A 14,575-nucleotide genomic window follows, 5' to 3' on the forward strand; every position below is an offset into this window, starting at 1 on the left:
GCAGGGCCTCTATGAGCGCGCTGCGCGGCAGCCGGCTCAGATCGAGGGCGTCCGGCGGAGCGTGCGGAGGACTTTCCGCGGCTAACGCCAGACCGTGTGCCGTGTGCTGTGCCGCCTCACGTCCCATCGCGCAGGCTCCCCCCGACCCCCGACTGTCCCGGCTCCGCGATACGCGGACTCCGACCAGGACGGTCCGGCCAAGCACTCGGGATTCAGGGGGAGTTGCGTGGTTCCTGATACAGTCCGGGACTCGTGATTCCTCGGGCCGCTCGTCCCCCGCTAGTGAATGCCTCGGTGCGCTTGCCGAACGCTCCTGCCAGACACCTGAGAGTGTATCGACCGGAGCCGAGCAAGCCTATCCTCGGATGTGTTGAGGGAGGGTGAACCGGCCTCAGAGGAGCCGCCGCTGACCGACCGGCCATCTGTTTCGACCGAGTCTGCGCGAATGTCCGTCCTGCCGGACCGTCCGGCGTAGCTTGTGAGGGGCGCGTGGATCCAGCCGCTTTCTTCTATACGAGTTGTGTACGTGCCGACGGCTGGCGCACGCTGACCCGCTTCCACACTGACCTGGAGTACCAGTTGCGGGTCCAGGAAGGGTTCGGGGTCAGCGGCGTCCTCGGTGCGCTCATGGAGCCCGAGTCGGCCCGCGACGGCGATGTGACCAGGGCCGGAGTGATGCTTGCGCTGTACTCGCCCAAGTACTTCAGAGATCGCGGGGCGGGCCTGGAATGGTCCGTCATGCGGCTGCGGATGCGGCACCACGAGGACTCCTCGGGCATGTCGGCGAGCGGCTGTCTGATTCCGCTGTGCTGGAAGCCCATGCGTGAGGGCGATGAAGTGCCGGAATCCGTACGGAACACGGTGGAGCAGCCCAGTCCCTTCGACTGGCTGAGGCAGGACGGACTGGAGTCCCTGCTCGCCGCGACGGAGGCGGAGGCGGACGCCGGAGTACGTTATTACGGTCTCGTCGAGCAGTTGGCCAAGGCCATTGCGGAGGCGGGGCGTACGGAACTCGAACGGCTGGACGTGGCCGACGCACGTACGCTGGAACCCGCCTTCGGCGAGAGTGTGACCGAAGCCGGGCAGCCCGCGGAGACAGGCGCAGAAGGATGGCCTCTCCGTTGGGCCGACATCGCGGGGCCCGAAACCCCGGAACGCGAACGGGGCTCGGTCGCCATCAGTTATGTGGGAGCCGACCAGCCCTGGGCCGACTGGATGTCGGAGGTGCTGAAGGAACGGGGGCACGAGGTCACACTGCGGCGGTGGCGGGTGGCCGGCGAGAGTCTCCGCGAGACGGTCAGGGGGGCGCGTGCCGTGGCAGAGCGCGTGCTGGTCATCTTCTCGCGCAGTTACTTCTCCGCCAGGGAGACGGAGCCCGCGGAGTGGGCCGACGCCTTCCGTGAACCGCCCGACCGGGCGACGCTGCCGGTGTTCGTGCAGATCGACGGGGCGCCCCGGCCGCTGCTCGTCCGGGGCGCGGAGGTCGTCGTACTGGCCGGGGCGGACCTCGCCGAGGCCGAGCAGTTGATCGACGAGGTGCTGCCCGAGGCATCGCAGCGGTCGGAGGAGCGCGGGGGCGGCCGGTGACCCCGCCGAGACGCGCGACAGAGCCGCCGCAGGTGACCAACCTCCCTCCGCTGGCAGCTCCGTTCCTCGGCCGCGACGACGAGATCGAGGACACGCATCGGCTGCTCATGGAGCACCGAGCCGTACTGGTGCATGACCCGAAGAAACGACCGCACGGTTACGGCACTTCACAGCTGGCCCTCGGCTACGGCCTTCGCTACACCCGGCACTACGAGGTGGCGTGGCGTTTTGACTGCGGAGGGGAACCGGAGCCGGAGGAACTGGCGGCTCGCCTTGCGGCGGAACTGGACAGACTGCGGGAGAGGTACGAGGAAGTCCTGAAAGTGCCGCTGGCCGAACCCTCCGTGGCCACCTGGCTCTACATCTACGACAACGTGGCGAAGCCGGACGCCGTCCGGCAGCACTTCCCGGCAGGCAATGCACGCGTTCTGGTCGCCTCGCGGCACACCGGCTCCTGGGATCCCAAGGCCCGGGTCTGCGTGGGGCCGCTCACCCCCGACGACACCGTCGGCCTGCTCCGGCAGGTGGCAGAGCTCGAACCGCCCCAGGCCGAAAGGCTGGCGGGCTTCTTCGAAGGACACCCGAAGCAGATCGTGCGCGTTGGTGAAGCCGTCCGTGCCGGCGTCGCCACCGTGGAACAGTTCGTCGCCCTCACCGGCATCGCCCGGATGGCGCCCCCGCCCGCCGAGCCGTCGCCACCGGTGCCGCAACTGCCGGGCCAGCGCCAGGCCGAGGTCTCCGACCGCACCAGCCTCAGAACCAACATCCTGCAGTCGGTGGTGTGCCTCAACAACGACAGGTTCCGGCGCTGGATCACGGCCCTTCGGGCTCACACGGGCGCCTTGCTGGACGACAAGCTGGTTGTTGAGCTGTCCATGGGTGAGCGAGTGGACCAGGTGCTGGACCTGGCGTTCCAGGAGCCCAAGCCCCTTCTGCTGCGGGCGCTGGCCGACACCCTCATGACGGAGACGGTCGAGTTCGGGGACGGCTGGGACCAAGCCAGTAACGTGCGGCAGATCGTCGACAAGCTGGCGGAGCGCTGGCCCGGTGCCCCGCAGACACCTTCGGCGACACCGGCCGCGGAGGTCTCGTGCTACTTCTTCACCAGCTGGCTCAACCGGGAGTCCTACAGTGCCAAGGTGCGGCGCTTCCACCGGATGGTCGCCCGCCAGGTCGCGGACCGGCTCGGGATACCGGAGGCGGACGCCGGATTCTTCGACCAGACCACGCAGCACGGGGCGCAGTGGCAGCCGCGGATGATCGAGGCGATCCGTACCACGAGAGTGCTGGTTCCCCTGATCACCAAGGACTACTTCCACAGCACGTGGTGCCGGCGCGAGTGGGCCGTCATGAAGCACCGCATCGACAGCGTCAACGCGGCACCGGGCCAGGAACCGGTCGCGATCATGCCGGTGTTCTGGATCAGGCCGACGAGCAGGTCCTGGAAGATACCGAAGGACTTCGAGCCCTACCAACACTTCGTACTGGGGGACGAACAGGAGGCGCTCCGCGCGGACGTCTACGACCTGATGGAGGACCACAAGGCAGAAAAGCTCCAGGACTTCGTGACCCACTTCGCCAAGGCCATGGTCGCCCTGGCCGACACACAGCTGCCTCACCTCGACCGGGACGCGGTACTGGATCTTCCCCTGGCGTTCGCCGACGTCAACCCCCGCGGTCGCTGAGCGCCGCACCCGGCCCGGACGCCTATCGTCGACCCATGAAACCCGATCACCACGACACCGACTGCGTCTTCTGCGGGATCGCCGCCGGCTCCGAACCGGCCCGCATCGTCGCCGACACCCCGGACACCCTCACCTTCCTGCCCCTCAACCCGGTGCACCCCGGGCATGTGCTCGTCGTGCCCCGGCGCCATGTCGGGGACATCTGGGGCCTCGACGAGAAGACGGCGGCGGCGGTCGGGGCCGCGGTGCTCAGGGCCGCCCACGCGGTGCGGGCCGTTCACCGTCCCGAGGGGCTGAACGTCATCCAGTCGTCCGGGGCGGTCGCCACGCAGTCCGTGCCCCATCTGCACGTCCATGTCGTACCGCGCTACGAGGGTGACCGGATGCCGCGGATCTGGCCGGAGAAGGGCGAGGAGGAGCCGGAGCTGCTGGACGACTCGGCGCGGCGGCTGCGCGCGGAGTTGGCGTCACAGCACGAACAGCAGCGCGAACACCTGGGCCAGGACTAGGCCTCCGTAGAAGCAGGACAGGGTGGGGGAGACGGCCGCCTTCAGCAGGCCCTGGGGCTCCTTGCCCGGGGCCGTGTCCATGCTGAACGGCTGGATCGCGTTCGCGGAGTCCCGCACCCTGTCGTACAGGCGCCGGAACAGTCGCTCCTGGTAGAGGAAGTAGCCGTCCAGGAGCCAGAAGGCCAGTACGGGGATGAAGCTCACGACCGCGATCGCGTTCTCGTCGTTCCCGACGGCGTAGGCGAGGAGCGCGCCGGTGACCGTCAGGGACCAGCCCTTGATCAGGAACGAGTTGTTGCCCATCCGGGCCACGATCGTCTGGATCAGCTCCAGATGCCGGATCCGGCCGTCGTCCAGTTCGGACATTGGTCCCCCCAACGCACCGTCAACTCCCCTTCCGGGAAGCTTAGTCAGTTGTGCGGGCCGGTCGCAGGGCGAGAAGCTCCTCCGCGGTGCGCGGCCCGCTCCGGATGTGCTCCAGCAGCGGCTGCGCGATCTTCGCCGGGGCCCTGCTCACGGCTCCAGCTCGACGGTGACGGCGGGTGGCTGCTGAAGGGTGTTGTGGACCGTGCAGTGCGAGGCCACGGCCAGCAGCGCGTCCCGGCGCCGCTCGGGGAGCTCCGGCGGCGGGACGACCACGACGCGCAGCGCGGTGACCCGGGCCGGGCGGTCGGCGGCCATGGTGAATTCCGTACGGACCCGCAGTCCGGTGCGGGGCAGTCCGTGGCGGTGGAGGTAGCGGCCCGCGTAGAAGGCGACGCAGGTGGCCAGCGACGCGGCGAACAGCTCGGTGGGGGTGGGCGCGGTGTCCGTGCCGCCCGCCTCGATCGGCTGGTCGACCCGGAGGTGGTGGCCGCGGATGTCCACGGCGTAGGCGTCGTGCTCGACGTGGGTGACCTCCAGGCGGTGCACTTCGGCGTCGTGCGGCTGGTTCGTGTTCAGCTTCTGCGGTGCGGTGCCGGTCATGGCCGGGCCCTTCTCGTCGACGTCGACCTCTGCCGGATTCCAGTCGACCGCGGACGGGGCTGTGGATCGAGAGGCCGACAGGGTGCGGCGGGGGCCGTTCGGCCCTCGTGTGCGGGGCCCCGCCGATATACCCTGCCGGGTATTCCTCCAGCGGGTTCGTGGCGGATGAGCGGGTTCGTGGAGGGTGATCGGGTTCGCCGTCCTGCCGCGCGGAGTGCGCGGGATCAGACGTCGGCCGGGGTCGTACGGGCGACCCAGGCGCCGTGGCCGCCGAGGAGGTCGGAGACGTCGGTGCGGCCCCGGTGGCGGAGCAGACTGGCGGCGACGGAGGAGCGGTGGCCGCCCGCGCAGTGGACGACCAGGGGCCGGCCGGCCGGGATCTCGTCGGCGCGGCGGGCCAGTTCGGCCAGCGGGATGTGCAACGAGCCGTCGATGCAGCCCTCTTCGCGTTCGGCGGCGTTGCGCACGTCCAGCACGAGCGGAGGCTCCGCGCCGTCCAGCAGCCGGCGCAGCTCGTCCGCGGTCAGGCGGCTCGCCTGGGCCATCTCCCGCGCCAACGCCGGGAAGGCGCCCTCGGGTTCGCGCAAGTAGCCGCCGACCCTGTCGAAGCCGATCCGGGCCAGCCGGGTGACGATTTCCTCCTCCCGGTCCTGCGGCGCGACCACCACGACCTCCTCCTCCGGGCCGACGACCATGCCGGCCTGCTCGGCGAAGCGTCCGTCGGCGGGCACGTTGACCGAGCCGCGCAGATGTCCCGGGGCGAAGTCCTGCGGGGAGCGTGCGTCCAGCACGACCGCTCCGGCCGCGCGCCGCTCCATGAACTCCGCGACGGACAGCGGTCGCGGTGCCGCGGCCGCGTTGAACAGGCCGTGTTCCTTGCGGTTGAGCAGGGCGTCGTAGACGAAATAGGCGGGCGCGGAGGGCTGTCCCGCGGTCACCAGCCCGAGGAACTGCTCCTCGCTCATCGGCCGGCAGGCGTAGTTGGTGGCGCGCTGCTCGCCGATGGTGGACTGCCGCCGCGTGGAGAGGTTCTTGCCGCACGCGGATCCGGCGCCGTGCGCGGGGAACACCCGCACGGCGTCGGGCAGGCCCATCAGCTTGTGCTGGATGCTGTCGTGAAGCATCCGGCCGAGTTCGTCGGCGGTGACGCCGATCGACGCGAGCAGGTCGGGACGGCCCACGTCGCCGATGAACAGCGCGTCTCCGGTGAGGACGCCGTAGGGAACGGTGTCGGCGGCATGCTCGTACACCAGGATGCTGATCGACTCCGGGGTGTGGCCGGGGGTTTCGAGGATCCGGAGGGTGACCTCGCCGAGACGGATCCGCTCGCCGTCGGCCAGCTTGCGGATGGGGTACTCGGCCTCGGCGCGCCGTCCGTAGCCGATCCAGGCGCCGGTGAGGGCGGCCAGTTCCAGATGGCCGGCGAGGAAGTCGGCGTGGAAGTGGGTGTTGAGGACGGCCTCGACGGTGAAACCGTGGGTCTCGGCGTCGGCGAGGTACTCGGAGACGTCACGGCGGGGATCGACGACCACCGCCTTGCCGGTCGTCTCGTCGGCGATCATGTACGACGCCTGGGAGAGGCAGTCGAGGTAGTACTGGGCGAAGAACATCGGGTGACCTCCGCGTCGGAAGAGAGCCGGTTGACGGTTGAATACCCCGGGGGGTATTCAGGAGTCGATGGGCCGCCGAGGGCCTGGTCATGGTGGGGGCGGTGGTCGGCCCGGGCCGGGGGACGCCCGGGCCGACCGGTCAGAGGCGGCCGGTGAGCATGCCGTGCCAGTACACCGGCGGCAGGATGTAGCGCTTGAACACCCACATGTCCCGGCGCTCCTTGAACGTGTCGATCAGCGGGAAGCTGGGCGCGGGCTTGAGGTCGTAGTCGAACTCGGCCAGCAGCATCCGGTCGCGGGCGGTCACCAGCGGGCAGGAGGTGTAGCCGTCGTAACGGCGGGACGGGGAACGGCCGTTCATGACGTCGACCAGGTTGGCGGCCACGACCGGAGCCTGCTTGCGTACGGCCGCGCCGGTCTTGGAGGTGGGCAGGTTCGCCACGTCGCCGACCGCGAAGACGTTGGCGTGGTACGGGTGTTGCAGGGTGCGCTTGTCCGCGGCGACGAACCCCTGCGGGCTGGCGGGGTCGGCGAGCGGGCCCCTTCTGAGCCAGTCGGGTGCGCTCTGCGGCGGGACGGCGTGCAGGAGGTCGTAGCCGAGGGTCTCCTCGGTGCCGGTGGCATGGTCCGTGAGGGTGACCGTGCGTGCGTCGCCGTCGACGGCCGTCATCTCCGAGCGCAGCCGCACCTCGATGCCGTAGCGGGCGGCGACCTTCTCCAGCACCTGCGACCAGGCGGGCACCTTGAACATCACCGGGTCAGGCAGGACGAGGACGATCCGCATCCGGTCGAGGACCTTCTGTTTGCGCCAGTGGTCCGCGGCCAGATACGCGATCTTCTGTGGGGCTCCGCCGCACTTCAGCGGCGTGGCCGGATGCGTGAACACGGCCGTGCCCGAGCGGGTGCGCCGGATGAGGTCCCAGGTCCGCGGGGCGTACTCGGGTGCGTAGTTGCTGCTCACCCCGCCATGACCGACCGCTTCGGCCAGGCCCGGCACACCGGCCCAGTCGAGTTGCAGGCCGGGCGCCAGCACCAGGTATTCGTAGGCCAGTTCACCGCCGCCCGAGAGCGCCACCGTACGGGCCTCGGGGTCAACGGCCAGCGCCCGTCGCCGAATCCAGCGCACGCCGTCGGGAATGACGGACCCCTCGGGACGGCGGGAGGAACGCAGATCCGCCTGACCTCCACCGACCAGGGTCCACAGCGGCTGATACCAATGGGTGCCGGACGGTTCCACGAGCGCGATGCCGGCGACGCCGGCCCGGCGCAGACGTGCGGCGACACTGATGCCGGCGCTCCCGCCGCCGATGACGGCGACGCGGTAACGGCCGGACGGTGGTGCGTCGTTGGGGGAGGGGGTGGCGGCCAAGGCGGATCTCCTTCCTCCTGCCTGATGCGAGCGTCATGCGCGAGGGGGTCGGGTGCCGGCGAACGTCTCCCGTGCCACGTCCCGAGCCGTTCGTTGCCTCCTCAAATACCCCCTGGGGTGTGCTGTCGGCGAGGGTACGGCGATTCCAGAAGGCCCGTCAAATACCCCAGGGGGTATTTGCCTGTCAGGCAAATACCCGGAGGGGGACGCCCCGGGCGAACCTGGCCGAGGTGTCGCTTTCTGCGGCGATCCTGCGCCCTAGAGCCAGTCCCGACGCTTGAAGATCAGGTACAGACTCACGCAAACGACCCCCATCAGCCCGATCGCGAAGGGGTACCCGAAGTGCCAGCCCAGCTCCGGCATGTCGTCGAAGTTCATGCCGTAGATCGTCCCGACCAGCGTCGGCGCGAACAGGATGGCCGCCCATGACGAGATCTTCTTGATCTCCTCGTTCTGTTCGAAGCCCGCCTCCGCCAACGCCCGCATCTCGGCGTTCTGTTGCTGGGTGACCAGGGTGGCGTTGACGGTGAGGATGTCGGTGAGGGCCTGGCGGAAGCCGTCGACGCGTTCGCTGGTGTGGGTGACGTGGTCGGCGACGTCCCTGAGGTAGCGCTGGAGTTCCTCGTCCGTGCCGTACTTCGCGAAGCCCGCCATCAGGCCGTGCAGCATGCCGACCAGGGGACGGGTGGCGCGCTGGAACTCGACCATTTCGCGGGAGAGTTCGTAGATGCGGCGGGAGACCGCGGGGTCGCCGCCGAACACCTCGGTCTCGATCTCGTCGATGTCGTTCTGGACGCCCGCGACGACCGGCGCGTAGCCGTCGACCACCGCGTCGAGGATGGCGTAGAGCACCGCCTCCGGGCCGAGTTTCAGCAGCTCCGGCGTCTCCTCCATACGGCGGCGGACCGCCGACAGGTCGGGGGCCGCGCCGTGCCGGACCGTGATCACGAAGTCGGGGCCGACGAAGACGTGCAGTTCGCCGAAGTCGACCTCCTCCGGCGCGTCGAGGTAGCGGGCCGCGCGCAGGACGACGAAGAGCGTCTCGCCGTAGCGCTCCAGCTTCGGGCGCTGGTGTGCCTCCATCGCGTCCTCGACGGAGAGCGGATGCAGGTCGAACTCGGCGGCCAGGGAGAGGAGTTCGGACTCGGTCGGGCGGGCGAGGCCGATCCATGCCATGCCGGACGGCTGATCGCGCAGCTCGCGGAAGGTCTCGGCGAGGGTGGCGGGGGAGGAGACGCGGACGCCGTCGCGGTAGAGGGCCGCCTGGACGATGCTCATGGGTTCCGGCTCGGCCGTGCGCGCGGCGGCGGGGGGCGCCTCCGACCGCGGTGGTGCGGCCGGTGGGGTCAGGGCGCGGCGCCAGACGGACTTCCTGGCGTTCTTCGCGGAGCCCTTCGCGGCGGGGCGGGCGCGTCGCTCGGACATCGTGGCTGCCTCTCGGCCGACGTCGTGTGATCACGGAGCAGGGTAACGGAGCAGGGTATACGGGGCGAACGGCATCGGGGGCGGAGCGCTCCCGCAACGCATTGCCGAGTTGCGGACAGTGCTCGTCCGCAAGCCCCGCTAGCGTGCGGAGCATGACGAAGACGGACCCCGTGCTCGGCCCCCGAGCCCTGAACCGCGCGACCCTCGAACGGCAACTGCTCCTGCGCCGTGCGGACCTCGACGCGAAGACCGCCGTCGGGCACCTGCTCGGCCTCCAGGCCCAGAACGTCAAGCCGCCGTACTACGCGCTCGCCGCCCGTCTCGACGGCTTCGCCCCCGAGCAGCTGTCGCGGCTGATGGCGGACCGCGAGGTCGTCCGCATCGTCACCATGCGCTCGACCATCCACACCCACACCGCCGACGACTGCCTCACCCTGCGCCCCCTTGTCCAGCCCGCCCGCGAGCGCGAACTCGGCCTCTTCCGCAAGGGCCTCCACGGCGTCGACCTGGAGCGGCTGGCCGGGCTCGCCCGGGAGCTCGTCGAGGCCGAGCCCCGCACCATGAAGCAGCTGCGCGAGGCGCTGCTCGTCGAGTGGCCGGACGCCGACCCGCAGGCCCTCGGCATCGCCGCCCGCTGCCTGCTCCCGCTCGTCCAGGTCACCCCGCGCGGCCTGTGGGGCCGCAGCGGCCAGGTCACCCTGACCACCGCCGAGCACTGGCTGGGCCGGGCGGTCGGGCCGGTTTCCGCGGCCGGTGGCAGTGCGCAGGACGGTCCGACCGAACCGGCGCCCGCGCCCGATGGCAGTGCGCACGCCCAAGCCCCCCACCCCACCCCCACCCCCGACAACACCGTCCTCCGCTACCTCGCCGCCTTCGGCCCGGCCTCCGTCAAGGACATGCAGACCTGGGCGGGGCTGACCCGGCTGCGGGAGGCGTTCGAGCGGCTGCGGCCGCGGCTGGTCACCTTTCGTGACGAGAAGGGGGTGGAGCTCTTCGACCTCCCCGACGCGCCCCGCCCCGACCCGGACACCCCGGCTCCGCCCCGCTTCCTCCCGGAGTTCGACAACCTGCTGCTGTCGCACGCCGACCGCACCCGCGTGGTGCCGCCGGAGTACTGGGGCCGTGCCTGGCAGGGCAACCAGGTCTACTGCACGCTCCTCGTCGACGGCTTCCTGGCCGGGGTGTGGAAGCTCCAGGAACGGACGCTTCTCGTCGAGCCGTTCGGCACCCTGACCAAGGCACAGCGCGCCGAGGTCGCCGCCGAGGGGGAGCGGATGCTGGCCGTGATGCACCCGGGGGACGCGTACGACATCCGGTTCGGGACCGGCGTAAGAAGCTGAGGCCTCGGTTCAGGTGACGCGAACATGGAGAGGGGGCGTTGCGAGCCGCTCGTGGAGGCCCGCAACGCCCCCTGGTTCATTTACCTGAGGGGTGGCTCAGGAGTTCTTCCGGGTTACGAGTTGACCTGCGCGGTCACCAGGCTGGAGAAGGTGGTCAGCCGGGTGTAGACGCCGGGGTAGCCGGCCAGCGCGCAGCCCTCGCCCCAGGAAGTGATCCCTGCCAGGACGCCCCCGACGAGCAGGGGACCGCCGCTGTCGCCCTGGCAGGTGTCGACGCCGCCGGAGGTGTATCCGGCGCAGACCATGTCGGACGCGATGAAGTCCGAACCGTAGGAACCGGCACAGCTGGAGTCGGAGACGATCGGCACGGTCGCCGTCCGCAGCTGGTTGGAGGAGCTGCCGCCCGAGGAGGTGGTGCCCCAGCCGATGATGCGGGCGGTGGTGCCGGCCGCGTACACACCGGTCTGCGAGGAGGAGACGTACGGCGCCGTGGTGTACGGCATGGACGTCGACAGGGTCAGTACGGCCACGTCGTCGCCGTTGGTGGCGTCCGTGTAGCTGGGGTGGATCCAGATGTTGCTGACCCGGCTGACCGTGCCGTTCGTGCCGTTGCGGTACGTGCGGCCGCCGACGACGCGGACGCTGCTGGTGGTCTCGCCGACCATGCAGTGGGCGGCGGTGACGACCTTGGTGGGCGAGACGAGCGTGCCGCCGCAGAACTGGCTCTGGGACGAGTCCGTGATCTGCATCATGAACGGGTACGCGGTCGTCGTGGTCGTGCTGCCGCCGACGATGGGCTGGGGCGCGGCGGTCGCTGTGGGGGCGAGACCGATGAGCGCGGTGGCGGCGGTGGCCGCCAGGGCGACAGCGGTCTTTCTGGCACGGGTGAGCCCGAACATGAGTCTCCTCGATGCGTTGCCGGTGGGGGGTCGCGCGGGTGTGGGGGGTGATGCACGGGTGGGGGTCCCCCCGCTTGAGCGAAGTCGAGAGTGGGGGAGGGACCGACCCCGTGTGCCCGGCGAGCGGCACGCCCCTACGCTAGAACCCGGGACTGCCCTTCCCAATGAGGGAACCCCCTAGGGGAGTTGGGCAGGGAAAACCCTCGGTCGGCCCTGGTCAAACCCCCGGTGCCAGTGAATCCGGCCTCACTTGGGGCGACCCGCCGCCAGTCTGACGATGTCCACCCGCGATCGGATCCCCAACTTGCGGTAGACCCGGGTCAGGGTCGCCTCCACCGTCTTGACGCTGATGAACAGCCGGGCGGCTATCTCCCGGTTGGTGGCGCCCTCCATGACCAGCGCGGCGACCTGACGCTCCATCGAGGCGAGCGAGTCCAGCGCGTCGAGCGCGGCGGCGGGCGTCGGCTCCGGGTCGGCCGGGGGCGCCGCCGCGGCGGCCTCCACCTGGCTCAGCCAGGGCAGCGCCCGGCACCGCCGGAACAGCCGCGCCGCCTCGTCGTACGAGGTGGTCCCCGGCCGCCGGGTGCGCAAGGTCGCCGCGGCGAAGGCGGCCCGCGCCTCCTCCAGGCCGTAGCCGAGCTTGGCGAGCCGGTCCTGCACCGACGTCAGCCGGTCGGCGGCCCGCTCGCGGTCGCCGCGCGCCGCCCGCACCAGAGCCTCCGCCCGGTCCAGCACGGCCAGCACGCTCTCCCGCCCGAGGCGCAGCGCATGTTCGCGGGTGACGTCGACGATGTCCTGCGCCTCGTCCGTCTCGCCGATCCGCACAAGGGCCTCGACGAGGTCGCCGTGCCAGCGGCCGCGGGCCGGGTCGGTGATGCCGAGGCCGAGCTCCAGCTCCCGTACCCGGCGCAGCGAGGCGACCGCCGCGGGCGCGTCGCCGGCCACGAGCTGGGCGTAACCGAGGGCGGCCAGGGCGCGGGAGACGTACATCTGGTCGCCGTTCTCCTCGGCGTGCTCCAGGGCCTCCCGGGCCAGGGCCAGCGCCCGGTCCACGTCTCCGCCCGAGGCCTCCGCGAGCGAGGTGAGCACGGCGGAGGCGACCTCGCCGATCCCGGTGTCCCGGGCCAGCCGCAGGCTCTCCCGGGCCAGGTCGAGGGCGCGGGCGCAGTGCCCGGTGCGCAGCTCGGTCTCGGCGAGACCGCGCAGGAAGTGCACCTCGCTCTCGACCGAGCCGCGCCGCCGCACCTCGCGCAGCAGCGCCGTGACGGTGGCGCGCGCCTCGGGCAGCTGGTCGCTCATGACGAGCCAGCGGAACCGGGCGTAACCGGCGCCGTTGTGATGGCAGGCCACGCGCGGGTCCTGGGGCTCCTTCAGCGCGCGCTTGATGGTCATGGGGGCGTCCGCGTGGCCCATGAGGGTCTCGATCTGGGCCTGGCAGGCGAGCGCCATCAGCTCGGTGTACCGGTCGCCGCCCCGCGCCGCCAGCTCCGCCGAGTAGGCGGCCTCCTCCCGGGCGCGGTCGAAGTCGCCGTCCACCAGCAGGGCCCGCCAGGTGAGCTGGTAGTGGATCAGGGCGAGCAGCTTGGGGTCGTCGCCCGCGTCGGCCAGGGCCTGCGGGAAGACGGCGTCCACCTCGGCCATGGCGTGACCGGCGGTCTCGATCACCGTGATCCAGGCCCGCACCCGGTCCGCGGGCACGGTCGACCGGGACAGCACCTCGCGGGCGATGTCCCGGGCGAGGTCGAGTTCCCCGGCGGTGATGGCGTCCTCGGCTGCCTGAAGCCGCAGGCACTCCGGGCTCGGTCCGCCCTCGCCCGGAGTGTGCCGGGCGGCGAGCACGCCGAGGGAGGCGGCCACCGACGGGGCCCCGCGGTCCCGGGCGAGGGCGGCGGCCTCGGCCAGGGAGGCGGCCACCTCCGGGTCGGTGCCGGTGGTCGCGAGCGCCAGGTGGCGGGCCCGCTCGATCGGGTCGGAGGCCGCCGTGGACAGCGCCGCGTGCGCGGCCCGCCGCTCCTGCGCGGGCGCCTCCGCGTACAGCGCGGCCGAGATCAGCGGGTGCGCGAACCGTACGGCGGGACCCTCCGGCTCCGTGGCGAGCAGGCCGAGTTCGGCGGCCCGGGCCGTCTCCGCCTCGGCGTCCCGGCGGCCGGCCGCGTGCAGCAGGGACAGCGTGGGGCGGGCGCCGGCGCTGGCCACGAGCAGGGTGTGGCGGGCCTCGGGCGAGAGCATCTCCAGCCGGCTGAGGACCAGCGCGCGCAGCGAGGTCGGCACCGGCAGCGGCTCGCCCGGCCGGGGCGGGGTCGGGTTCTCGGCCAGGGCGCGGCCGAGCTCCAGCGCGAACAGCGGATTGCCGCCGCTGGTGCGGTGGATGTCCCGGACGGTGGAGCGGGGCAGGCCGGTGTAGCCGCGGTGGTCCAGCAGTGCGGCGACCTGGGTGCGGGAGAGCGGGCCCAGCCGGACGGCGAGGGTGTCGGGCGGGGCCGCGCGCAGATGGCGGTCGTACTCCTGCTCCTGGGTGCGGGCCGCGCACAGCATCCGCACCGGGGTGTCGCCGAGGCGCCGGGCGGCGAAGCCGAGGAGTTCGGCGCTGGCCGGATCCAGCCACTGGAGGTCGTCGGCGACGACGAGGACGGGGCCCTCGGCGGCGAGGGCGCGCAGCGCGGACAGTACGGCCAGACGCAGCGCGAGGCCGTCGCGCTGGAGGGTGGACTCGCCGCGGCCGGTGAGTGCCGACTCCAGGGCGGTGCGCTGGGCGGCGGGCAGCTTGTCGTAGACCTCGTCCAGGACCAGGCCGAGAAGGTCGGCGAGGGCGAGGAAGGGGAGATGGGATTCGGACTCGGTGGCCGAGCAGCGCAACACGGTCCGTGCCGCCGCGCCGTATTCCGCGGCCAATGACCGCAGGACGGTCGACTTTCCTATTCCGGCGGGGCCGTGCAGCAGGACGCTGCCGCCACGGGCGAGTTGGCCGCGCGCGGCCGTGAACGGTTCCTCCCGGCCGATGACCAGGTCGGGGCGGCATCTTGCAGGCTCCTGGAAGTCCCGTGGCACGGTCACCGCTCCCCTCCGTGTGTCGTGTCCGGGCCAATATTAGGCAATGGGTCTTTGAATTTCGGAGTGCCGGTGTGGTGAGGGAAATAACAACATCGGGCGCATAGGGAAATTCAAGGCACGGGTGAATGAATGAG

11 protein-coding genes are annotated in these 14,575 nt (G+C 71.3%); 4 read left to right on the forward strand and 7 right to left on the reverse strand.

Annotated elements, in window-relative coordinates; genetic code table 11:
- Window positions 1–489: 489 nt before the first annotated feature.
- The 3 genes from AB0Q90_RS29955 to AB0Q90_RS29965 are packed head-to-tail and all read left to right on the forward strand — an operon-like array spanning window position 490 to window position 3,781.
- Window positions 490–1,587: a toll/interleukin-1 receptor domain-containing protein gene (locus AB0Q90_RS29955; RefSeq protein WP_363158546.1), complete on the forward strand. Its 1,098-nt coding sequence runs from the start codon at window positions 490–492 to the stop codon at window positions 1,585–1,587.
- 32 nt (window positions 1,588–1,619) lie between these two features.
- Complete coding sequence (locus AB0Q90_RS29960) at window positions 1,620–3,272, forward strand: toll/interleukin-1 receptor domain-containing protein (RefSeq protein ID WP_363158545.1); 1,653 nt, start codon at window positions 1,620–1,622, stop codon at window positions 3,270–3,272.
- A gap of 35 nt (window positions 3,273–3,307) precedes the next feature.
- Entirely contained in the window at window positions 3,308–3,781 is a 474-nt protein-coding gene (locus tag AB0Q90_RS29965) for an HIT family protein (RefSeq protein ID WP_363158544.1), read from the forward strand.
- Here AB0Q90_RS29965 and AB0Q90_RS29970 read toward each other — a convergent pair.
- The 5 genes from AB0Q90_RS29970 to AB0Q90_RS29990 form a co-directional block, all read right to left on the reverse strand.
- Window positions 3,740–4,147 (reverse strand): hypothetical protein, encoded by a 408-nt coding sequence (locus tag AB0Q90_RS29970; protein WP_363158543.1) that lies wholly within the window; start codon window positions 4,145–4,147, stop codon window positions 3,740–3,742. The two genes, AB0Q90_RS29965 and AB0Q90_RS29970, sit on opposite strands and share 42 nt — an antisense overlap.
- A 147-nt stretch (window positions 4,148–4,294) precedes the next feature.
- Window positions 4,295–4,747: an OsmC family protein gene (locus AB0Q90_RS29975; protein WP_363158541.1), complete on the reverse strand. Its 453-nt coding sequence runs from the start codon at window positions 4,745–4,747 to the stop codon at window positions 4,295–4,297.
- Between the two features lie 224 nt (window positions 4,748–4,971).
- Window positions 4,972–6,357 (reverse strand): MBL fold metallo-hydrolase, encoded by a 1,386-nt coding sequence (locus AB0Q90_RS29980; protein WP_363158540.1) that lies wholly within the window; start codon window positions 6,355–6,357, stop codon window positions 4,972–4,974.
- A gap of 139 nt (window positions 6,358–6,496) precedes the next feature.
- Window positions 6,497–7,726 (reverse strand): FAD/NAD(P)-binding oxidoreductase, encoded by a 1,230-nt coding sequence (locus AB0Q90_RS29985; protein WP_363158539.1) that lies wholly within the window; start codon window positions 7,724–7,726, stop codon window positions 6,497–6,499.
- 258 nt (window positions 7,727–7,984) lie between these two features.
- Complete coding sequence (locus AB0Q90_RS29990) at window positions 7,985–9,151, reverse strand: CorA family divalent cation transporter (RefSeq protein WP_363158538.1); 1,167 nt, start codon at window positions 9,149–9,151, stop codon at window positions 7,985–7,987.
- Window positions 9,152–9,303: 152 nt separating this feature from the next.
- Between AB0Q90_RS29990 and AB0Q90_RS29995 the strand changes: the two genes are divergently transcribed.
- On the forward strand, window positions 9,304–10,491 hold the full coding sequence (locus tag AB0Q90_RS29995) for a winged helix DNA-binding domain-containing protein (RefSeq protein WP_363158537.1): 1,188 nt from the start codon (window positions 9,304–9,306) through the stop codon (window positions 10,489–10,491).
- Between the two features lie 113 nt (window positions 10,492–10,604).
- Here AB0Q90_RS29995 and AB0Q90_RS30000 read toward each other — a convergent pair whose 3' ends face one another.
- Window positions 10,605–11,390, reverse strand: coding sequence for a serine protease (locus AB0Q90_RS30000; protein WP_363158536.1), 786 nt, complete (start codon window positions 11,388–11,390; stop codon window positions 10,605–10,607).
- A 246-nt stretch (window positions 11,391–11,636) separates the two neighbouring features.
- Window positions 11,637–14,444: an AAA family ATPase gene (locus tag AB0Q90_RS30005; RefSeq protein ID WP_363158535.1), complete on the reverse strand. Its 2,808-nt coding sequence runs from the start codon at window positions 14,442–14,444 to the stop codon at window positions 11,637–11,639.
- Between the last annotated feature and the right edge of the window lie 131 nt (window positions 14,445–14,575).

Source organism: Streptomyces sp. NPDC079141 (genome assembly GCF_040686775.1).
Classification (GTDB): Bacteria; Actinomycetota; Actinomycetes; order Streptomycetales; family Streptomycetaceae; genus Streptomyces.

What these genes read in the sequence shown, in the direction of transcription:
- AB0Q90_RS29965 (WP_363158544.1), top strand. Translation starts at nt 3,308, where the DNA reads ATGAAACCCGATCACCACGACACCGACTGCGTCTTCTGCGGGATCGCC.
- AB0Q90_RS29970 (WP_363158543.1), bottom strand. Translation starts at nt 4,147, where the DNA reads ATGTCCGAACTGGACGACGGCCGGATCCGGCATCTGGAGCTGATCCAG.
- AB0Q90_RS29975 (WP_363158541.1), bottom strand. Translation starts at nt 4,747, where the DNA reads ATGACCGGCACCGCACCGCAGAAGCTGAACACGAACCAGCCGCACGAC.
- AB0Q90_RS29980 (WP_363158540.1), bottom strand. Translation starts at nt 6,357, where the DNA reads ATGTTCTTCGCCCAGTACTACCTCGACTGCCTCTCCCAGGCGTCGTAC.
- AB0Q90_RS29990 (WP_363158538.1), bottom strand. Translation starts at nt 9,151, where the DNA reads ATGTCCGAGCGACGCGCCCGCCCCGCCGCGAAGGGCTCCGCGAAGAAC.
- AB0Q90_RS29995 (WP_363158537.1), top strand. Translation starts at nt 9,304, where the DNA reads ATGACGAAGACGGACCCCGTGCTCGGCCCCCGAGCCCTGAACCGCGCG.
- AB0Q90_RS30000 (WP_363158536.1), bottom strand. Translation starts at nt 11,390, where the DNA reads ATGTTCGGGCTCACCCGTGCCAGAAAGACCGCTGTCGCCCTGGCGGCC.